A 20,282-nucleotide genomic window follows, 5' to 3' on the forward strand; every position below is an offset into this window, starting at 1 on the left:
CCCGCGCCGTGGGAAGCCGTCCGATCAACCGCCGATCGCGGGCCGCGGCGTCTCCCCGCTGTCGAGCTGACGGAACGGCCCGCGCGGCCCCTCCGCCGCCTGCAGCGTTCCCCAGCCGAAGTGGAAGTACCAGCCGTGCAGGGACAGCCGCCCTTCCCTGATCCGTTCGGCGATGAAGGGATAGGTCGTCAGGTGGCGCAGGCTGGACAGGATCGCCGCCTGCTCCGCGCGGCGGGCGACCAGCAGGCGCTCCGCTTCGGTGACGAGGCCGTCCATTTCCTCGCGCACCTCGCGCGCCACGTTCACCCAATCGGAGACGAAGGCGAAGCGCTCCGCGCCGTGGTCGTGTTCCAGCAGGCAGCGCACGCCGGCGCAGAAGGAATGGCCGAGCACGACGACATGCCGAACGCCCAGGGCGACGACGCCGAATTCGATCGCCGCCGCGGTGCCGTGCGGGCGGCGGTCGCGCTCGCAGGGCGGCACCAGCGCGGCCACGTTGCGGACGACGAAAAGGTCGCCGGGCTGCGCGCCGCAGATGATCGCCGGATCGGTGCGGCTGTCCGAGCAGGCGATGACCATCACCTCGGGATGCTGGCCTTCGAGCAGGGCGTCGTAGAGCTCGGCGTCGGCCTCGAAATGCTGGCCACGGAAGCGGTCGAAGCCGTCGACCAGGCGCTGGAGCGCGGCGGAGGAAGGTCCGGGGGACAGTCGCATGGCGTCACTCCCTCCGTGCAGCCAGTTCGGCCGCGATCTCCGCGAGCACCTCCGGCGCCAGGACGCGGCGGGCGAGCGGCGCGACCTCCGCCTCCTCGATGGCGAGATGGGCGCGGAAGGCGGTCGCGAAGCGCAGCGCGCGCGCGGCGAAATCCGGTGCGGGCGGCTCGTGCGCGGCGATGGCCCGCAAGCCGGCGATCAGCGGCGGCATCTCCGCTTCCTCCTCCGCATGGTCGGCGCGGAGCCGGTGCAACAGGCCCTCGCCGTCGTAGGGTTCGAGGCGGGCGTGCAGGGAGCGTTCCTCATCGGCGAAGTGGCGGGGCAGGTCGACTTCCAGCCACTCCACGAGCGCCTGGGCGAGGGCGCGGCTGCCGGGCCCTTCCGGGTGACGCGCCAGCCGCTCGATATGCCCGAGCAGGGCGCCCTGGCGGACATGCTCGGCCGAGAGGAAGGCGATCGGGTCGGCGAGAAGTTCAGGGCCGACATCCCCGAACTCCGCGCCACCCCGCCGTCGCCCGGGCCCGCGCACGGCACCCTACTGCACGAGCGGCCCGTCGGCCCCGGCGAGATCGAAGCCCTCGATCCGCGCGCGGCCGGCCAGAACGGCGATGTACTGGCGCACGGCGGCGCGCCAGGCCTGCTCCCGCAGGTCGCCGGCGACGAGGTCCGCCACGGCCTCGAATGGCATGCGCGTCGCCGGGGCGTGGGCATGCAGATGGACGACATGCATGCCGTAGCGGGACTTCACCACGACAGGGCAGACTTGGCCGGGTGCCAGGCCGGCGAGGAAGGTCTCGAACTCCGGTACCGTGCTGCCGCGCGCGACCTGGCCGAGATGGCCACCCTCCTCGCGCGAGGGGCAATCCGAATGCAGGCGTGCCAGCGCCGGCAGGCAGGACGGGTCCGACTGGACCTGGGCGAGGATTTCCTGCGCCTTCGCTTCGGCCGCTACGCGCGCTTCCTCATCCTCCGGATCGGCGGCGATGAGGATGTGGCTCGCTTCCCAAAGGTCCGGGGCACCGAAGCGATCCGGGTGGGCGGCATGCCAGCGGCGTGCGGCGGCCTCGTCGAGATCCGGCACCGTGATCTCAGCGTCCAGGAGGGCCTCGAGCGAGGCGTCGTCCTCCGGGTCGAGGCCACGTGCCGCGGCGGCATCCTGCAACAGGCGGCGGATCACCAGCGCCCGGGCCGCCGCGCTCCAGGCGGCCTCGGCGCTGTCGGCGGGGTGATGCTGCATCTCGGCGGCGATTTCGCGCGCCGTGATGGTGGTGCCGTTCACGACGACATCGTGCTCGGGCAGGGCCGGACCCATCGGGGCGGGCGCGGCGGGCCGCTCGGGTGGCGGGTTGAAGCGCACGACCATGGCGGTCACTCCGCGGCCCGCGCGTGCGGCGCCGCGACCGGACCCGGACGGGTGGTCGCGCCGCCGCGGCGGCGCACGATCTGCCAGTTCCGGCCCAGATACCAGACCGGTGCGGAGAAGATGTGCACCAGCCGCGAGAAGGGCGTCAGCAGGAACAGCGTCATGCCCATGACCATATGGAGCTGGAAGACGAAGTCCGCGCCGCGAACGTACTCGGCTGCTCCGCCGCGGAAGGTGACGATGTGCTGCGCCCAGGCGGAAAGCTGCAGCATCATCCCGCCGTCGCGATGCCCGATCGAGAAGGGCAGCGTGATGATGCCGAGGGAGAGCTGCACCCAGAGCAGCGCCAGGATGGCGATGTCGATCGCCGTGCTGGTGCGGCGGATTCGCTCGTCGAACAGGCGCCGGTGCAGCAGCAGCGTCAGGCCGACGAAGCATATCGCGCCGGCGACGCCGCCCGCCGCGATGGCCAGCATCTGCTTCTGCTGCACGGTGATGAAGTGCTCATAGAGCGAATGCGGCGTCAGCAGGCCGACCAGGTGGCCGAAGAAGATGAACAGGATGCCGAGGTGAAACAGGTTCGATCCCCAGCGGAACTGCCTCGCGCGCAGCAGCTGGGAAGAGCCGGAGCGCCAGGTGTACTGGTCGCGGTCGAAGCGGATCAGGCTGCCGATGAAGAACACGCCGGCGCAGATGTAGGGGTAGATGCCGAAGAGGAAGGTGTGCAGGTAGTCGGTGAAACCGTCCCAGAGGGCGAACATCGCGATCCTCCTTCAGTGCTTGGCTGCGGCCTGGCGCATCGAGCGCAGGCGCTGGATCATGGCGGCGACCTTGGCGCGGGCGCCTTCTCGGTCGGGGTCGGATTCCGGGCCGAAGACCACGGGCTGGTCCTCATAGGCGGCGTCGATGGCGGCGAGGTCGTCCTCGTCCGCCTGGTCCTGCGCGTCGGTCGGCAGGGTGACCGGCGCCAGGGCGACTTCCGACAGCACGGCGGCGAGCACCGCCGCGTAGCCGCGCGAGGACGGCAGGCCGCGTGACATCAGCTTGGCGTGGATCTGCTGCAGCAGCGGCCCCGCCTGGCCGAGCAGGTTCGCCGCCGTCTCCGGCGGCGCCACGGCGCAGAATTCGAGCACGAGCGGCAGGTAGTCCGGCAGTTCCCGACCGGCCATGGCGAAGCCGGCGGCATCGTAGACCGCCGCGAGTTCGACCATGGCGGGACCGCGGTTCCGGGTGTCCCCATGCACATGCTCGAAGAGGTGCAGGCTGGTGGAACGGCCGCGGTCAAAGAGCCGCACGAAGTCCTCCTGCCGGTCGAGCGGGTCGCCGGCGGAGAGCCGCCGGGCGAGCCGTTCCAGGGCGCGGCGGTCGCGGTCGTTGAAGCCCGCGGTCGCGATCGCCTCCATCACATCCGGCAGGTCGGCGCGCAGCGCCTCGTCCGGATAGCGCAGCAGGGTCGAGAGGATGGCGAGGCGCTTGTTCACTTCGCGGCCTCCTTCCTCGCTTCCTCCGCCTCGCGGATGCGCGGCGGCGCCATGCGCCCGGCCGAGGGGCCGGCGGCGCTGAACAGGTTGCCCACGGTGCGGCCGTCGTAGCAGCCCTGGCCGAAGGAGAAGCCGCAGGACGACTTCAGGTCGAAGGCGTTCTCGGCGTATTCGCGATGGGTGGTGGGGATGACGTAGCGGTCCTCGTAGTTCGCGATCGCCAGCGTCTGGTACATGTCGTCCACCTGGGCGCGGGTCAGGCCGACCTTCTCCAGGATCTCGGGGTCGTCGCGCTCCTCGACGGTGCGCGCACGCATGTGCATGCGCATCGCCATCATGCGCTGGAGCGCCAGCACGATCGGCGTCTCCGCCCCCGCCGTCAGCAGGTTGGCGAGGTACTTCACGGGGATGCGGAGGGAGGAGATGTCCGGAAGGCCATCCTTCCAGCCGACATGGCCGGCCTCCACCGCAGACTGCACGGGGGAGAGCGGCGGCACGTACCAGACCATCGGCAGCGTGCGGTATTCGGGGTGCAGCGGGAAGGCGATCTGCCAGTCGATGCACATCTTGTATGTCGGGCTGAGGCGCGCAGCCTCCAGCCATGCTTCCGGCACGCCGTCCTTGCGCGCCTGCTCGATCACCGCTGGGTCATTGGGGTCGCAGAAGATGTCGAGCTGGCTGCGGTAGAGCTGCTGTTCGTTCTCGGTGCTCGCCGCTTCCTCGATGCGGTCGGCGTCGTAGAGCAGCACACCGAGGTAGCGGATGCGGCCGACGCAGGTCTCGGAGCACACCGTCGGTTCGCCCGCCTCGATGCGCGGGTAGCAGAAGATGCACTTCTCGGCCTTACCGGACTGCCAGTTGTAGTAGATCTTCTTGTAGGGGCAGGCGGAGACGCACATGCGCCAGCCGCGGCACTTCTCCTGGTCGATCAGGACGATGCCGTCCTCCTCCCGCTTGTAGATCGACCCCGAGGGGCAGGAGGCGACGCAGGACGGGTTGAGGCAGTGCTCGCACAGGCGCGGCAGGTAGAACATGAAGGTGTTCTCGAACTGCCCGTAGATCTGCTTCTGGATGCCCTCGAAGTTGCGGTCGGCGGAGCGCTTGCGGAACTCCGTGCCGAGGATCTCCTCCCAGTTCGGGCCCCACTTGATCTCCATCCGCTCGCCGGTGATGAGCGAGACGGGGCGCGCGACGGGCATCGCCTCGGATTCAGGCGCCGTCTGCAGGTGCGTGTAATCGAAGGTGAAGGGCTCGTAGTAGTCGTCGATCTCGGGCAGGTTCGGATTGGCGAAGATGTTCGCCAGGATGCGCCACTTGCCGCCGATCTTCGGCTGGATCCTGCCGTTGCGCTTGCGCGTCCAGCCGCCCTTCCACTTGTCCTGGTTCTCCCAGTCCTTCGGGTAGCCGATGCCGGGCTTGGTCTCGACGTTGTTGAACCAGGCGTACTCGACGCCCTCGCGGCTCGTCCAGACCTGCTTGCAGGTGACGGAGCAGGTGTGGCAGCCGATGCACTTGTCCAGATTCAGGACCATCGCGATCTGAGCGCGGATCTTCATGGCCGTTACTCCGCCGCCTTGAGGTCAGACGCCTGGGGTGTCACGCGCGGGCCGTCCAGCCACTCGACATTCGCCATCTTCCGCACGAGCACGAACTCGTCGCGGTTGGTGCCGATCGTGCCGTAGTAGTTGAAGCCGTAGGCGAGCTGCGCATAGCCGCCGATCATGTGCGTCGGCTTGATGGTGGCGCGCGTGACGGAGTTGTGGATGCCGCCGCGGGCATGCGTGATCTCGCTGCCCGGGACGTTCACGATCTTCTCCTGCGCGTGGTACATCATGACCATCCCCTTCGGGACGCGCTGGGAGACGACCGCGCGGGCGCAGAGCGCGCCGTTGGTGTTGAAGGCCTCGATCCAGTCGTTGTCCTCGATGCCGGCTTCCGCCGCATCCACCTCGGACAGCCACACGATCGGCCCGCCGCGCGAGAGGGTGAGCATCAGCAGGTTGTCCGTGTAGACGCTGTGGATGCCCCACTTCTGGTGCGGGGTGATGAAGTTGAGCGCGATCTCCCTGTTGCCGTTCGGCTTCACGCCGTGCATCGGCCCCGTGGCGCGGAGATCCACCGGCGGGCGGTAGAGGCAGAGCGCCTCGCCGAAGGCGAGCATCCAGGGATGGTCCTGGTAGAGCTGTTGCCTGCCGGACAGCGTCCGCCAGGGGATCAGCTCATGGACGTTGGTGTAGCCGGCGTTGTAGCAGACCTCCTCGCTCTCCAGCCCCGACCAGATGGGGGAGGAGATGATCTTGCGCGGCTGCGCCTGCACGTCGCGGAAGCGGATCGCCTCGTGTTCCTTCGGCAGCGCGAGGTGGCGGTGGTCGCGCCCGGTGAACTTGCCGAGAGCCTCCCACGCCTTCACCGCGACATGGCCGTTGGTCTCGGGGGCAAGGTGCATCAGCGTCTCGCAGGCGTCGATGTCCGATTCCATCTTCGCGAGCTTGCCTTCGACGCCCGGGACCTCGACCTCGCCGTTGAGGTGGCGGAGGAACTCCACCTCGTGCCCGGTCTTCCAGGCCATACCCTTGCCGTTGTTGCCCACCTTCTCCATGAGCGGGCCGAGCGAGGTGAAGCGCGCATGGGTGTTCGGGTAGTCGCGCTCGATCACCGTCACCGCCGGCATGGTCTTGCCGGGGATCGGCTCGACCTCGCCCTTCTTCCAGTCGCGGATCAGGTGCGTCTGGCCGAGCTCCGCCGGGCTGTCATGCATCAGCGGGGTGAGGACGGTGTCCTTCTCCTTGCCGAGATGGCCGTCGCACAGCGCGGAGAAGCGCCTGGCGATGCCGCGGAAGATCGCCCAGTCGGTGCGGCTTTCCCACGCCGGATCAACCGCCGCCGACAGCGGATGGATGAATGGATGCATGTCGGAGGTGTTGAGGTCGTGCTTCTCGTACCAGGTGGCCGTCGGCAGCACGATGTCGGAGTACATGCAGGTGGTGCTCATGCGGAAGTCGAGCGTCACCAGCAGGTCGAGCTTGCCCCGCGGCGCTTCGTCGTGCCACGCGGCCTCCTCCGGCTTCGCGGCACCCTGCTCGCCGAGGTCCCTGCCCTGCACGCCGTGCTGCGTGCCGAGCAGGTGCTTGAGGAAGTACTCGTGCCCCTTGCCCGAGGAGCCGAGCAGGTTCGACCGCCAGACGAACAGGTTGCGCGGCCAGTTGGCCGGATGGTCGGGGTCCTCGCAGGACATCTCGAGCGTGCCGGCCTTGAGCGACTGCGCCACGTATTGCGGCACCGGCATGCCGGCCGCCTCGGCCTCCGCCGCGATGGTCAGCGGGTTGCGCGCGAGCTGCGGCGCGGAGGGCAGCCAGCCCATGCGCTCGGCGCGGATGTTGAAGTCGATCAGCGCGCCGGTCATTGCCTTGGGCGCGGTGGGCGAGAGGATGTCCTTCACCTGCACCGTCTCGTAGCGCCACTGGTCGGTATGCGCGTACCAGAAGGACGTGCTGTTCTGCTGCCGTGGAGGCCGCGCCCAGTCGGTCGCGAAGGCCACCGGGATCCAGCCGGATTGCGGGCGCAGCTTCTCCTGGCCCACGTAATGCGCCCAGCCGCCGCCCGACTGGCCGATGCAGCCGCACATCACCAGCAGGTTGATGATGCCGCGGTAGTTCATGTCCGAGTGGTACCAGTGGTTCAGCGCCGCCCCGAGGATGACCATGGACTTGCCCTTGGTCTTCTCGGCGTTGTCGGCGAATTCCCGCGCCACGGTGATGATCTGCTTCCGCGGCACGCCGCAGACCGCCTCGGCCCAGGCCGGGGTGTAGGGCGCCATGGCGTCGTAGTTCGCGGCGCCGTCGCGCAGCACGCCATAGTTGGCGAGGAACAGGTCGTAGACGGTCGCCACCTTCGCGGTGCTGCCATCGGCGAGCGGGACCATCTTCACCGGCACGTCATGCGTGACGGTGTCGCCGAGCTGCGTCGGGTTGAAGAAGGCCGTCGCGCCATCGCCGAAATAGGGGAAGGTGACCGCCTCCGTCCGGTTGCCGAGCATCGACAGTCGCGGCGTCACCGCCTCAAGCGTCTTGGCGTCGCGCCCTTCGAGGTTCCACTTGCCCTGTTCGCCCCAGCGGAAGCCGATGGAGCCGGTCGGAACGTACAGATTGCCCGTCGCGTCGTCGATCGCGATGGTCTTCCAATCCGGGTTGTTGCTCTCCCCTGCATTGCCGACCAGGTCGCTGGCGCGAAGCTGCCGGTCGGGCACCAGGCGCCCGTCCTTCTCCGTCAGCATCACCAGCATCGGCATGTCTGAGTAGCGCCGGCAGTAGTCGAGGAAGTAGTCGCCCTTACCCTTCGCGTGCCATTCGCTGAGGATCACGTGGCCCATCGCCAGCGCGAGCGCGGCGTCCGTGCCCTGCTTCGGATGCAGCCAGAGGTCGGCGAATTTCGACGCCTCGGAATAGTCGGGCGTGACGGTCACCACCTTGGTGCCGCGATAGCGGGCCTCGGCCATGAAGTGCGCGTCCGGCGTGCGCGTCTGCGGCACGTTGGATCCCCACATCATGATGAAGCCGGCATTGTACCAGTCGGCGGATTCCGGCACGTCCGTCTGCTCGCCCCAGGTCTGCGGGGAGGACGGCGGCAGGTCGCAATACCAGTCGTAGAAGGACATGCAGACGCCGCCGATCAGCGAGAGATAGCGGCTGCCCGCGGCGTAGGAGACCATCGACATCGCCGGGATCGGCGAGAAGCCGATGACGCGGTCCGGCCCGTGCTGCCTCACCGTGTGCACGTTGGCGGCGGCGATGAGCTCCTCCGCCTCCTCCCAGGTCACGCGCACGAAGCCTCCCATGCCGCGCGCGGACTGGTATTCGTGCCGCTTCGCCGGATCGTCCTGGATCGACTTCCACGCCGCGACCGGGTCGGCGAACTGCGCCTTCGCCGCGCGCCACAGCGCAACCAGGCGCTTGCGCATCATCGGGTATTTGATGCGGTTCGCGCTGTAGAGATACCAGGAGTAGGAGGCACCGCGTGAACAGCCGCGCGGCTCGTGGTTGGGCAGGCCGGGGCGCGTGCGCGGATAGTCGGTCTGCTGCGTCTCCCAGGTGACGATCCCGCCCTTGACGTAGATCTTCCAGGAGCAGGACCCGGTGCAGTTCGCCCCGTGGGTGGAGCGCACGATCTTGTCGTGCGCCCAGCGCGACCGGTAGGCCTCCTCCCAGGCGCGGCTCTCGGTGGTGACGTCGCCATGGCCGTTGGAGAAGGTGCCGGCGTACTTCCTGAAGTAGGTCAGGCGGTCCAGGAAATGGCTCATCGTATCGGTTCCTTCCCGGTCAGGCGTTCACGGCGGGGCCGGGAGTGCGGCCGCGCTCGACGTCGTGCAGCAGGCCACCGCGGCGGGTGTAGACGCCCCAGGTGATGGCGATGCACAGCAGGTAGAAGGCGAAGAACCCCCAGAGCGCCGCGAGCGGACTGCCGGTCATGGCGATCGAGCTGCCGTAGCTCTTGGGGATGAAGAAGGCGCCATAGGCGGCGATGGCGGAGGTGAAGCCGATGATGGCCGCGCTCTCCTTCTCCGCCTGGGCGCGGCGCGCCGTGGCGTCGGCGGCGGGCATCAGCCGCCCCATCTCCTTGCCCATGATCGCGGGGATCATCTGGAAGGTGGAGGCATTGCCCACGCCGGTCGCGAAGAACAGCAGCATGAAGCAGCCGAAGAAGCCCCAGAAGGCGCCGGGCTGGTCCTTGATGCCGAGGAAGTGGATCACGCCGTAGACGCCCGCGGCCATCAGGGCGAAGACCCAGAAGGTCACGCGCCCGCCGCCCCACCTGTCCGACACCCAGCCGGTCATGGAGCGCGACAGCGCGCCCACGAGCGGGCCGAGGAAGGCGAACTGCAGCGCGTCGACCTCGGGGAACTGGGTGCGGGCCAGCAGCGGGAAGCCCGCGGAGTAGCCGATGAAGGAGCCGAAGGTGCCGGTGTAGAGGAAGCACATGATCCAGTTGTGCTTGCGCTGGAAGATCACCGCCTGGTCGGCGAAGGACGCCTTCATGGAAGCGAGGTCGTCCATCCTGAACCAGGCGGCGAAGGCCGCCGCGGCGATGAACGGCACCCAGACGAAGCCGGCATTCTGCAGCCACAGCGTGCCGCCGGTCCCGAGGTTCTGCGGCTCGCCGCCGAGCCAGCCGAAGACGCCCGCGGTGATCGCCAGCGGCACCACGAACTGCACCACGCTGACGCCGAGATTGCCGAGCCCGGCATTGAGTGCGAGCGCGTTGCCCTTCTCCCGCTTCGGGAAGAAGAAGGAGATGTTGGCCATGGACGAGGCGAAGTTGCCGCCGCCGAAGCCGCAGAGCAGCGCGAGCGCCAGGAAGACCCAATAGGGCGTGGCCGGGTTCTGCACCGCGAAGCCGATGCCGAGCGCCGGGATCATCAGCGACCAGGTGGACAGCGTGGTCCACAGCCGCCCGCCGAAGATGGGCGGCATGAAGGAATAGAAGATGCGCAGCGTCGCGCCCGACAGCCCGGGCAGCGCCGCCAGCCAGAAGAGCTGGTCGGTGGTGAAGCGGAAGCCCACCGCCGGCAGCTTGGCCACCACCACCGACCACACCATCCACACCGCGAAGGCGAGCAGCAGGCAGGGGATGGAGACCCAGAGGTTGCGCCGGGCGATGGCGCGGCCCTTCTCCTCCCAGAAGACGGGGTCCTCCGGCCGCCAGTCCTCGATGGCGCGGCCGCGCAGGGCGCCTTCCTGCACCGCGCCATGGATCGGCTGCATCTCCGGCAGCGCGGGCAGCTTCTCGAGCGCCGGGCCGGCCGCCTCGCGCTCCATGCGCAGGATGGCGACGTGCATCCACACCAGCGCGACGGCGCTGATGACGAACAGCAGCATGAAGCAGGACTGCCGGATGCCGGTCAGGTCGTTCAGCAGGCCGAAGGCCATGGGCAGCACGAAGCCGCCGAGGCCGCCGATCAGCCCGACGACGCCGCCCACCGCACCGACCCGGTTCGGGTAGTAGACCGGGATGTGCTTGTAGACCGCCGCCTTGCCCAGGCTCATGAAGAAGCCGAGCACGAAGACCAGCACGATGAAGGCGACGACGCCGGTTTCGAGCCGGAAGCGCATCTCTCCGGAGATGCCCTGCACGACGTAGTCGGTCGGCGGATAGGACAGGATGAAGGTGACGATCACGGAGACGCCGAGCGTCCAGTACATCACGCGCCTGGCGCCGAAGCGGTCCGACAGCAGCCCGCCATAGGCGCGGAACAGGCTCGCCGGCACCGAGTAGGCGGCGCCGATCATGCCCGCCGCCTCGATGCCGAAGCCGTAGGTCTCGATGATGTAGCGCGGCAGCCAGAGCGCGAGTGCGACGAAGGCGCCGAAGACGAAGAAGTAGTAGAGGCTGAAGCGCCAGACCTGGACGTTCTTCAGCGGCTCCATCATCGCGCGGAAGGATTCCGGCTTGGCGCCGGTGGCCTTGCGGGCGGCGAGGTCCGGGTCGTCCTTCGTCATCAGGAAGAACAGCACCGCCATGACCAGCAGCGCCGCGGCCCAGATCAGCGCCACGGCCTTCCAGCCCAGGGCCACCATCACGAAGGGCGCGAGGAACTTGGTCACCGCCGCGCCGACATTGCCGGCGCCGAAGATGCCGAGCGCGGTGCCCTGCTTCTCCTTCGGGAACCACTTGGAGACATAGGCGATGCCGACCGCGAAGGACCCGCCGGCGACACCGACGCCAAGCGCCGCGATCAGGAAGGTCGTGTAGTCATAGGCGAAGGTGAGCAGCGCGGTCGCGACCGCCGCCGTCACCATCACCGCCGTGTAGACGATGCGGCCGCCATACTGGTCGGTCCAGACGCCGAGCACGAGGCGGATCAGGCTGCCCGTCAGGATCGGCGTGCCGACCAGCAGGCCGAACTGGAACTCGCTGAGGCCGAGATCCCGTTTGATCTGCACGCCGAGGATCGAGAAGATCGTCCAGGCCGCGAAGCAGACCGTGAAGGCGATGGTGGATAGCCAGAGCGCGCGGGCCTGCCCGCTGGCGTCCGGCGTTGCTGCCTGGTGGCTCATGCCCCGTCTCCGTTTCGTCGAAGGCGGGCGCATCAGGACCCCGGCGATGCGCGCCGGGACTGATCCAGATCAAGTGCAGCGGCATGGCGGGCGGTGAAATTCCGTGCATGGCCACATGCGACAAGACATCGTTTGAGCCGCTTGGTCGTCGTGCTTGACAGGGATCAAGACAACGCTTGACGCGACACCGCACGGCGCGCGACGACAAGCCCGGGAGAAAGGACGATGGATAAGCGGTCGAGCAACATGGAGCTGCTGCGGCGCTCGCCCTTCTTCAGCGCCGCGGGAACCGAGGCGATGGCGGAACTCGTCCGCCTGTCCTTCACGCAGCTCCTGCCGCGCGGCACCGTGGTGTTCGAACAGGATGAGCCGGCGGACTTCCTGCACCTGCTGCTCGCAGGCAGCGTCGGCCTGCAGGCCATGGCGGAGACCGGCGGCAGGACGATCGTCGAGATCTTCCGCGCCGGAGAGGTCTTCCTTGCGCCCGCGGTGCTGCTGCGGCTGCCCTACCTCGCCTCGGCGGTCGCGCTGACCGAGATCCGGGTGCTGATGATCCCGGCCGAATCCTATCGCGAGGGTGTGCAGCGGGACCTCGCCCTCGCCGGCGCGACCGTCGAGCTGCTGGCGCGCCACTGGCGGCTCATGGTGGACCAGGTGGTGGATCTGAAGCTGCGCAGCGCGGAGGCGCGGGTCGCGCGCTTCCTGGCCCAGCGCGTTCCGGAGCAGAGTGGCGCCTTCGCCGCCGCCCTGCCCGAGCCGCGCACGGCCATCGCCGCGCGGCTCGGCATGACGCCGGAGACGCTGTCGCGCACCCTGGCCGCGCTGGAGGAGAAGGGCGCCCTGCGCCGGGGTGGCTCGGAAGACCCCGGGCAGTCGGAACGGAGCGCGTTGAAGCCCTGATCCCGACGAGGGTTCATCCACAGGGGAATCCCATTGACGGTGACTCCGGAACCTTTCTAGAACACAATCACGGTTGCCGGTTTGTTCCGCTCGCTTCGGGCGGCCCGGCACGGGAGGAGAGGCCGGATGCTCACGCGCAAGCAGCATGAGTTGCTGATGTTCATCGATCGGCACCTGCGCGAGACCGGCTTTTCCCCTTCCTTCGAGGAAATGAAGGCCGCCCTCGCCCTCAAGTCGAAATCCGGCATCCACCGCCTGATCACCGCGCTCGAGGAACGCGGCTTCCTGCGCCGCCGCGCCCACCGCGCCCGGGCGCTGGAGGTGATCCGCCTGCCGGAGAACCTGGCCCCGCGCGCGCCCCGGACCGCCCGCGCGCCCGATGCGCCGCTCGGACCCAACGTGATCCGCGGGCCCTTCGGCACCCAGGCCCCTGCCCGCCCGACGCCGGAAGTCGCGAACGATCCCGCCGCGGTCAGCCTGCCCCTCTACGGTCGCATCGCCGCCGGTTCACCGATCGAGGCATTGCGCGACAATGGCGCCTCGGTCGAGGTGCCGGCAGCCCTGCTCGGCAACGGTGAGCACTACGCGCTGGAGGTTGCCGGCGATTCCATGGTCGATGCCGGCATCCTCGACGGGGATACCGTCATCATCCACCGGGCGGACACCGCGGAGAACGGCGCCATCGTCGTCGCCCTGGTGGACGAGAACGAGGTCACGCTGAAGCGCCTGCGCCGGCGGGGCAACTCGATCGCGCTGGAACCGGCCAACCCGCGCCACGAGACGCGGATCTTCGGTCCGGACCGCGTGAAGGTGCAGGGGCGGCTGGTCGGGCTGCTGCGGCGCTACTGAACGGCCTCGCCGGGGCCGCCCGGACATGAGCTGCACACCGGCGGCGGCATCCATGTCCTGATTTTCGGTCGCGGCCCGGAAGGGCCGACCGGCTGGCGGACTGCGCCGGATGGAACGGTGCGGCCGGCAGCTTGCGCGTGGGGGCCGCGGTCCGTCGGGCCGGGGCAGCGGCCGGCGGCGTGGCAGGGGGTCTCGTCGCCAGCACCAGGGAGCAGGCGAAGGCACCTGTCACGGGCGGGGTCGTCCAGTCGTGGGCGCTATTCCACCGGCGCGAGCGGCAGGTCCTCCCGCCCACGCGGCACCGGTACCGGTGGCACCCAGGGCCGCGCGCCGCGCCAGGCGCGGTCCGAGACGATCCGCGCCCCGCCACTGCCCAGCCAGACGGCGTGCGGCCCGTTCCGCCACACCGCGAAGCGGTCCACGACCGCGCTGCCGGCGCAGCGCCCGCGCACCGGTTCGGCGGAGACGACCACCACGGCGCGCCCGCAGTATTCGGCGAACGGGGCACGGCGCAGCAGCACCGCCTCCGGCCCGCCGGGCACGGCGCGCAGCACGCAGGCACCGGCATCGCAGGCGATGGCGCCGCGCGCCGCCTCGCCATCCATCGGCAAGGGGCGCGGCTCCGCGATGCCGTGGGCGCGCAGCCAGGCGTCGCGCGTCAGGGAGGAAGCGCCGGATTGCCGCTGCAGCCACAGCACGCCCTCCGCCGCGAAGCCGATCAGCCGCGCATCGCCCGAGACGAAGAGATCCGGCGCGCGGTGGAGCGTCGGGCTGGCCAGCCCCAGCGCCATCAGCGGCAGCCCGAGCAGCCGCCAGCGCAGCCGCCACAGGCAGAGCCAGACCATGCCGAAGGCGAGCACCCCGAGCCCCCAGGGCGGAATCGGCCGCGCCCCCTGCGCCGCGCCGGGCCAGGATGCCACTTCGCGCGCAACGGCGAGCACGCCTTCCACCCCCCAGCCCATCACCGCGAGCGCCGGCGCGTCGAGCCCCAGTGGCATCAGCAGCGCCGCCGCCATCCCCGCCGGCATGGCCAGCACCGAGGTCAGCGGTACCGCCACGGCATTCGCCGCCACGCCGTACCATTGCAGCCGGCCGAAATGCGCGAGGCCGAAGGGCGCCGTCGCGGCCCCCGCCAGCACCGAGGTGCCGACCAGCCCGCCCGCGAAGACCAGCACGCGCCGCCACCACGCGCCATCGCCGCGCAGCCGCGCCATCGGGCCCTTCATGGCCTCCCAGCCGGCGATCAGCGCCAGCACCGCGGCGAAGGACATCTGGAAGGAGGGGCCGAGCACCGCATCGGGCGAGACCAGCATCACCGCCGCCGCCGCCAGCGCCAGGCTCCGCAGGGAGACCACCTGCCGCCCCGTCAGCAGGGCGATCGTCACCAGCACCGCCATCGCGAAGGATCGCTGCATCGGCACCTGGGAACCGGTCAGCAGCAGGTAGAAGCCGCCCGCCGTCAGCGCGACGACGCCCGCCCAGACCTTGCCGTCCACCCGCAGCGCCAGCCACCGCCAGCAGGCGATCAGGAAACGGACCACCCAGAAGGTCACGCCCATGACGATCGCGATGTGCAGGCCGGAGACGGAGAGCAGGTGCGCGAGCCCGGAATCCCGCATGGCGGCGAGGTCATCGCGCGGGATGGCGCTCTGCCCGCCCGTCAGCAGGGCCGCCGCCACCGCCCCGGCCGGGCCCGGCAGGACCGCCGTGACGCGCGCCTCGATCTCCGCGCGCAGGCCGGACAGCGGCGGCGCCCTGCCCTCCCCCGCCGCGACCTCCGCCGGGCCGATGGCGAAGCCCGCGCCACCCTGTCCGGCGAAGAAGGCCGCGCGCTGGAAGTCCCAGGCGCCCGGATAGGCCGGCGCCGAGGGGGCGCGCACCAGCGCCCTTACGCTGAGCCGGTCGCCCGGTTCCGGCCGCGCCGGGTCATTGGCGCGGAGCCGGACGCGAATGGTGCGGGGTTGCGGCGGCCCCTCCGGCCCGAAGCGCGGTTCGCCCAGGGTGACGCGCCGGCCCTCGGGCAGCAGGTCGGCGTCGAGTACAACGCCCGACAGCACCACGGCCCGCATGGGGGGCGCGAGGGCGGGCGGCGCCAGCCAGGCATGCCCGACCGCCGCCGCGAAGCCGAGCGCCGCCGCGGCGACCAGGCCGAGCCCCCAGCCCGCATGCGGCGCCCGCGTCGCGACCCACCAGGCCAGGACGACCAGCACCGGCGCCGGCGCCATGACCCAGGGCGAGGGTTCCTCGCGCAGCCCGAAATAGGCCAGCACCCCCGCCCCCATCGCCACCGCGAGCCAGGGCGCGAGGCGGCCGCGCTCGCCGGCCAGCAGCACCTCGACCCGCAGGGCGGCGGCGCCGAGGGCGGTGCCGGGACGGAAGGGCGATTCTCGCGCAACGGTGCTGGACAGGTCCTGGTTCCGCAACTCCTGCGTTCATTCTAGCCCGCTGTGCTGCACGCGGGGGAGAGGTTTGCGCGGCCCGGGTTCACCCCGCCCGGCCGATCTGGTCTAAGGGGCGCCTTCGCATAGAGCCCACAGGCGCCATGACCGTCCGCACCCGCTTCGCCCCCTCGCCCACCGGCTACCTGCATATCGGCGGGGCCCGCACCGCGCTGTTCAACTACCTCTTCGCGCGGCACCACAAGGGCACCTACCTGCTGCGCATCGAGGACACGGACAAGGAACGCTCCACCAAGGCGGCGGTGGACCAGATCCTCGAAAGCCTGACCTGGCTGGAGCTGACGCCGGACGAGCCGCCGGTCTTCCAGGCGGCGCGCGAGGCGCGCCATGCCGAGATCGCCCGCGCCCTGCTCGCCATGGGCAAGGCCTATCGCTGCTGGGCGACGCCCGAGGAACTGCAGGAGATGCGCGAGCGCGCGATGGCCGAGGGCCGCCCGCCCCGCTACGACCGCCGCTGGCGCGACCGCGAGCCGGGGCCGGAGCAGGAGGGCAAGCCCTACGCCATCCGCATCAAGGCGCCGCTCGAAGGCGAGACCGTGGTGGCGGACCTGGTGCAGGGCGAGGTCCGCGTCGCCAACACCGAGTTGGATGACATGATCATCCTGCGCAGCGACGGCACGCCGACCTACCTGCATGCCGTGGTGGTGGACGACCGCGACATGGACATCACCCATGTCATCCGCGGCGACGACCACCTGACGAACACCTTCCGCCAGTGCATGGTCTATGACGCGATGGGCTGGCGGCGGCCGCATTTCGCGCATATCCCGCTGATCCACGGCGCCGACGGGGCGAAGCTGTCGAAGCGGCACGGCGCCGTGTCGGTGCTCGATTTCCGCGACCAGGGCTACCTGCCGGAAGCGGTGTGCAACTACCTGCTGCGCCTCGGCTGGGGCCATGGCGACGAGGAGGTGGTGCCGCGCGACCGTGCCATCGAACTGTTCGACCTGAAGGATGTCGGCCGCGCGGCGTCGCGCATGGACTACGCGAAGCTGACGCATCTGAACGGCGTCTATCTGCGCCAGGCCGACGACGAGCGGCTGACGCGCGCGACGCTGGAAGTGCTGGCGAAGCGCGGCGTCCTGTTCGGCACAGACGGCGCGGAGCGCGTGGCGATGCTGATGCCGGATCTCAAGGAACGTGCGCGCACCATCGAGGAACTCGCCGGCGCCGCCGCCTTCGCCGCGCATGAGGGCGTGCCGGCGATGGAGGAGAAGGCGCTCGCGCTGCTGACGCCGGAGGCGAGGGAACGGCTGCGCGACCTCGCGGATTTCCTCGGCGATGCACCGTGGGAGAAGGCCGATCTCGAACAGTGGCTGCGCGACTACGCCGAGGTGAAGGGCGTGAAGCTCGGCCAGGTGGCACAGCCGCTGCGCGCCGCGCTGACGGGGAGCACGACCAGCCCGCCGATCAACTCGGTGCTGTGGGCGCTGGGGAAGGATGAGGCGACGCTGCGGATCCTGGCCGCGGCCGGGGAGTGAAGGTCGGGGGGAGGGAACTCCCCCCGATCCCCCCTCCTTCTTTGATCACCTGGATGGGCGCACGCGGCGCGCCGGGTGCTCCTTGCCGACAGACAGAAAAAGGAGGGGGTCCGGGGGAGTTCACTCCCCCGGCCTGACACGCCAGGCAAGCGGCCCGACGCGTTCCAGCACGGCGAAGCGATCCGCCGCCGCCAGCGCCCCGACGAGCAGGTCCTCCCACGCCGCCATCATCGCCGGATGCGGGTCCGCCACGCCGCGCAGCAGCGCGCAGCCGCGCCGCGTGACGATGATGCTGCCGTCGTCCTGCGGCGCGGCGTCTGCCGCGTCACCTTCGGCCGTCGCCATCGCCACCATGAATTCCGCGAAGGTCGAGGTGCCGAGGGCCGCCGCCGTCTCGGCGTAGAGCTGCATCGCCACCAGCCGCGCCGCGAGGCCGAGCAGGTGCCCGCCCTCCATCGGTCCGAACAGCGCCACCGCTTCCTGCATGGCGGTGCGCGCGTATTCCATCGCGTAGCCGCGCTTCGCCTTGGCGATGCGCTCCGCGGGCCAGTCGTCCGCGGGCAGGTGCGGGGCAGTCGCGGGGTCGAAGCGCGGCATGCGTTCGCCGCGCGCGAAACGCAGGCGTTCCTCCGGCGCCAGGTCGCGGTCGTGCTCGAAGTAGTAGCCTTCGAGCCCGGGCTGGCCGTCCACCGTCTGCCCGGTGCAGACGAAGCCGAGCCGCAGGCAGCCCAGCATCACCCCGTTGTTCGCGTGCCAGCCGCGCAGCATCGCCGCGTTCACCTCGGATGGGATGCCGCAGATCGCGGCACCCGGCCAGACCCAGCGCGGCGGCGGGTAGCGGATCCACGCCTTGCGGGGGGATTCCTCGACGTATTCCACGCCGACGCCGCCGATGGCGTTCGACAGGTAGTGGTAGCGCGCCGCCGCCACGGCCGGCGGCAGGCCGGCGATGCCGAGCTTCTCCAGCCCGGGCAGGAAGCGCTCTCGCTGCTGCCGGCGGAAGATGCCGAAGACAAGCTCCGCCGCATCCCGCGCGCCACGGCGCGAGACCGCCGTCAGCACGATCCCGGTGAACCAGGCGTGGTACCAGTCGCCCACCGCATCCCAGGCGGCGCGCTCGTCGCTCATGCCATTCTCCCTGTACGAGGCCGCGCGGCGCCGCGCCGATCGCTCAATCGGCGCGGATGTTGCCGCGGCGGATCACCTCACCCCACTTGTCGAGCTCGCTGCGCAGGAAGGCGCCGAATTCCGCGCGTGAATCGCCGCCGGGGATCGCCCCCTGGTCGTGCAGCGCGCGGCGGATCGCGGGATCGTTCAGCGCGCCGGCGAGGGCGGCGTGCAGCTTATCGAGCACCGGCTCCGGCGTGCGCGCCGGCGCGGCGAAGCCGTGCCAGTTGTTGGCGTCGACGCCGGGCAGGCCGACCTCAGCCATGGTCGGGACGTCCGGGATCCAGGCCAGGCGCTGCTGCGTGCCGACCGCCAGGGCGCGCAGCGCGCCGGCGCGGATATGCGGCAGCAGGATCGGCAGGTCCGCGAAGCCGAGCTGCACCTCGTTCTGCAGCAGGGCCGTCGCCAGCGGCGCGCCGCCGCGATAGGACACGTGCGCGATGTCGATGCCCGCCGCCGCGCGCAGCAATTCGCCGGCCAGGTGCGGCATGCTGCCGGAGCCGGCCGAGCCGTAGTTCAGCCGCCCAGGGTTCTCCTTCGCGGCGGCGATCAGCTCCGCCATGCTGCGGAAGGGTGTCGCGGCCGGCACCACCAGCGGTTCCGGCACCAGCACGGCGAGGGTCAGCGGCGCCAGGTCGCGCAGCGGGTCATAGGGCGTGCCGCGGTCCAGCCGTGGCGAGATGGCGAGGCCGCCCGCGCTGCCGATGACGATCGTATGCCCGTCCGGTGCCGCCTTCGCCGCGACATCGACGCCGGTGACGCCGCCCGCCCCGGCCCGGTTCTCCACCACCACGGGCTGGCCGAGGGCGGCGCTGACCTTGGGCGAGACCAGGCGCGCGACGATGTCCGAAGGACCGCCCGCCGCGAAGGGCACGATCAGGCGGATGGGCCGGTCCGGGAAGGGCGCCTGGGCAAGGGCCGGGGCGGCGAGCGGCAGCGCGGCGGCGGCGCCGAGCAGCGTCCTGCGGTTCATGTGTTTCCTCCCTGCCCGACGGTTCCGTGCGGGCGAGGGACCAGCATCCGCGAAGTCGCGGCGGCGCGAAAGGGCAGTCGGCGAGCGTCAGGCGCCGGGCAGCAGATGCGTGGCGGCGTAGGTCAGCGTGCCGCGGTTGGGCTGTTCGATGCGGCCGTGGAAGAGGCGATGCGTGCGGCACAGCAACCCGTCGATCGTGCGACGATCGGCATGGCTGTGGAATTCGAGATGGATCACGCCGGCCGCCGCGACCAGGTCCCCGAGCGCGGCGAGGATCGGCAGTTCCGCCCCTTCGGTGTCCATCTTGATCAGGTCGAAGCCCGGCACGCCGAAGCGCTCCCGCAGCTCGGCGGCGAAGGCGCCGGCGTGGCGGAGCCGCACCTCGATCGCATTGGTCGCGATGCGCCCGCCATCGAAGGGAAAGAGGGAGCTCAGCACCGAGATGCGGGCGGCGTTGAAGCCGGCCGTCGTGTCCTTGTCGAACAGGCCGACATTGAACGCATGGCAATTGCCGATCCGTTCGGCGTTGCGCGACAGGATGGCGAAGGAATCCGGGTCGGGCTCGGCGCAGAAGATCGTCGCCTCGGGGTACATCAGGCGGAAATAGGCGGAGGCGAAGCCGAGATGGGCGCCGATGTCGAGCACGCTGCGCGGCGGCGGAAGGCCGCGCACCGGGGCGTACACCTTTTCCTTGAAGATCTCCCGGATGACATGGCCCGTGCTCGTGTCCTCGCGCCCGAGCAGTTCAAGCTGTCGGCCGTCGTACTTGAACCATCTCGCCTTGAGGCGCGCATGCCCAGCTTGCATGCAGCCATTGTGCGGCGCTTCACTGCGGCCCCGCAAG

The 20,282-nt window shown here is 70.4% G+C and carries 15 protein-coding genes; 3 read left to right on the top strand and 12 right to left on the bottom strand.

The window, feature by feature from the left end:
* Positions 1-24: 24 nt before the first annotated feature.
* From GXW74_RS18220 to GXW74_RS18255, 8 genes are read right to left on the bottom strand one after another with little or no spacing between them, the layout of a single operon-like run.
* Complete coding sequence (locus tag GXW74_RS18220) at positions 25-714, bottom strand: carbonic anhydrase (RefSeq protein ID WP_211847966.1); 690 nt, start codon at positions 712-714, stop codon at positions 25-27.
* Between the two features lie 4 nt (positions 715-718).
* The gene (locus GXW74_RS18225) at positions 719-1,243 is read right to left on the bottom strand and encodes a hemerythrin domain-containing protein (RefSeq protein ID WP_211847967.1); all 525 of its coding nucleotides are present in this window, start codon (positions 1,241-1,243) and stop codon (positions 719-721) included.
* 6 nt (positions 1,244-1,249) lie between these two features.
* Positions 1,250-2,077 carry a peptidylprolyl isomerase gene (locus GXW74_RS18230; protein WP_211847968.1) on the bottom strand — a complete coding sequence of 276 codons (828 nt, stop codon included), beginning with the start codon at positions 2,075-2,077 and terminating at the stop codon, positions 1,250-1,252.
* 5 nt (positions 2,078-2,082) lie between these two features.
* Positions 2,083-2,838, bottom strand: a complete 756-nt coding sequence (gene narI, locus GXW74_RS18235) for a respiratory nitrate reductase subunit gamma (RefSeq protein WP_211847969.1) — start codon at positions 2,836-2,838, stop codon at positions 2,083-2,085.
* Between the two features lie 12 nt (positions 2,839-2,850).
* Positions 2,851-3,558 carry a nitrate reductase molybdenum cofactor assembly chaperone gene (gene narJ, locus GXW74_RS18240; RefSeq protein ID WP_211847970.1) on the bottom strand — a complete coding sequence of 236 codons (708 nt, stop codon included), beginning with the start codon at positions 3,556-3,558 and terminating at the stop codon, positions 2,851-2,853.
* Positions 3,555-5,114, bottom strand: coding sequence for a nitrate reductase subunit beta (gene narH / locus GXW74_RS18245; protein WP_211847971.1), 1,560 nt, complete (start codon positions 5,112-5,114; stop codon positions 3,555-3,557). Before narH ends, narJ begins: the two co-directional genes overlap by 4 nt.
* A gap of 5 nt (positions 5,115-5,119) precedes the next feature.
* The gene (locus GXW74_RS18250; RefSeq protein WP_211847972.1) at positions 5,120-8,854 is read right to left on the bottom strand and encodes a nitrate reductase subunit alpha; all 3,735 of its coding nucleotides are present in this window, start codon (positions 8,852-8,854) and stop codon (positions 5,120-5,122) included.
* 19 nt (positions 8,855-8,873) lie between these two features.
* On the bottom strand, positions 8,874-11,609 hold the full coding sequence (locus GXW74_RS18255; protein ID WP_211847973.1) for a nitrate/nitrite transporter: 2,736 nt from the start codon (positions 11,607-11,609) through the stop codon (positions 8,874-8,876).
* Between the two features lie 225 nt (positions 11,610-11,834).
* Between GXW74_RS18255 and GXW74_RS18260 the strand changes: the two genes are divergently transcribed.
* Together GXW74_RS18260 and lexA are read left to right on the top strand one after the other, a co-directional pair.
* Positions 11,835-12,509: a cyclic nucleotide-binding domain-containing protein gene (locus GXW74_RS18260; protein ID WP_211847974.1), complete on the top strand. Its 675-nt coding sequence runs from the start codon at positions 11,835-11,837 to the stop codon at positions 12,507-12,509.
* A gap of 126 nt (positions 12,510-12,635) precedes the next feature.
* Positions 12,636-13,358 (top strand): transcriptional repressor LexA, encoded by a 723-nt coding sequence (gene lexA, locus GXW74_RS18265; RefSeq protein WP_211847975.1) that lies wholly within the window; start codon positions 12,636-12,638, stop codon positions 13,356-13,358.
* 257 nt (positions 13,359-13,615) lie between these two features.
* On the opposite strand, the gene GXW74_RS18270 is transcribed toward lexA, so the two are convergent.
* A complete protein-coding gene (locus tag GXW74_RS18270; RefSeq protein WP_211847976.1) occupies positions 13,616-15,781 on the bottom strand; it encodes a ComEC/Rec2 family competence protein in 2,166 nt (721 codons plus the stop codon).
* 119 nt (positions 15,782-15,900) lie between these two features.
* Here GXW74_RS18270 and gltX point away from each other — a divergent pair, with 119 nt between their 5' ends.
* Entirely contained in the window at positions 15,901-17,298 is a 1,398-nt protein-coding gene (gltX, locus tag GXW74_RS18275; protein ID WP_211847977.1) for a glutamate--tRNA ligase, read from the top strand.
* Positions 17,299-17,418: 120 nt separating this feature from the next.
* Here the strand turns inward: gltX and GXW74_RS18280 are convergent, their stop codons facing one another.
* The 3 genes from GXW74_RS18280 to GXW74_RS18290 form a co-directional block, all read right to left on the bottom strand.
* On the bottom strand, positions 17,419-18,426 hold the full coding sequence (locus GXW74_RS18280) for a hypothetical protein (RefSeq protein WP_211847978.1): 1,008 nt from the start codon (positions 18,424-18,426) through the stop codon (positions 17,419-17,421).
* Positions 18,427-18,469: 43 nt separating this feature from the next.
* Entirely contained in the window at positions 18,470-19,438 is a 969-nt protein-coding gene (locus GXW74_RS18285) for a Bug family tripartite tricarboxylate transporter substrate binding protein (RefSeq protein ID WP_211847979.1), read from the bottom strand.
* A gap of 87 nt (positions 19,439-19,525) precedes the next feature.
* Positions 19,526-20,245: an FkbM family methyltransferase gene (locus GXW74_RS18290; RefSeq protein WP_211847980.1), complete on the bottom strand. Its 720-nt coding sequence runs from the start codon at positions 20,243-20,245 to the stop codon at positions 19,526-19,528.
* Positions 20,246-20,282 lie beyond the last annotated feature (37 nt).

This window comes from Neoroseomonas eburnea (genome assembly GCF_018129005.1).
Classification (GTDB): domain Bacteria; phylum Pseudomonadota; class Alphaproteobacteria; order Acetobacterales; family Acetobacteraceae; genus Neoroseomonas; species Neoroseomonas eburnea.

Excerpts from the sequence above, each read along its gene's own strand:
- lexA (WP_211847975.1), top strand. The coding sequence starts at position 12,636 with ATGCTCACGCGCAAGCAGCATGAGTTGCTGATGTTCATCGATCGGCAC.
- gltX (WP_211847977.1), top strand. The coding sequence starts at position 15,901 with ATGACCGTCCGCACCCGCTTCGCCCCCTCGCCCACCGGCTACCTGCAT.
- GXW74_RS18260 (WP_211847974.1), top strand. The coding sequence starts at position 11,835 with ATGGATAAGCGGTCGAGCAACATGGAGCTGCTGCGGCGCTCGCCCTTC.
- GXW74_RS18255 (WP_211847973.1), bottom strand. The coding sequence starts at position 11,609 with ATGAGCCACCAGGCAGCAACGCCGGACGCCAGCGGGCAGGCCCGCGCG.
- GXW74_RS18250 (WP_211847972.1), bottom strand. The coding sequence starts at position 8,854 with ATGAGCCATTTCCTGGACCGCCTGACCTACTTCAGGAAGTACGCCGGC.
- GXW74_RS18280 (WP_211847978.1), bottom strand. The coding sequence starts at position 18,426 with ATGAGCGACGAGCGCGCCGCCTGGGATGCGGTGGGCGACTGGTACCAC.
- GXW74_RS18290 (WP_211847980.1), bottom strand. The coding sequence starts at position 20,245 with ATGCAAGCTGGGCATGCGCGCCTCAAGGCGAGATGGTTCAAGTACGAC.
- GXW74_RS18220 (WP_211847966.1), bottom strand. The coding sequence starts at position 714 with ATGCGACTGTCCCCCGGACCTTCCTCCGCCGCGCTCCAGCGCCTGGTC.
- GXW74_RS18230 (WP_211847968.1), bottom strand. The coding sequence starts at position 2,077 with ATGGTCGTGCGCTTCAACCCGCCACCCGAGCGGCCCGCCGCGCCCGCC.
- narI (WP_211847969.1), bottom strand. The coding sequence starts at position 2,838 with ATGTTCGCCCTCTGGGACGGTTTCACCGACTACCTGCACACCTTCCTC.
- narH (WP_211847971.1), bottom strand. The coding sequence starts at position 5,114 with ATGAAGATCCGCGCTCAGATCGCGATGGTCCTGAATCTGGACAAGTGC.
- GXW74_RS18285 (WP_211847979.1), bottom strand. The coding sequence starts at position 19,438 with ATGAACCGCAGGACGCTGCTCGGCGCCGCCGCCGCGCTGCCGCTCGCC.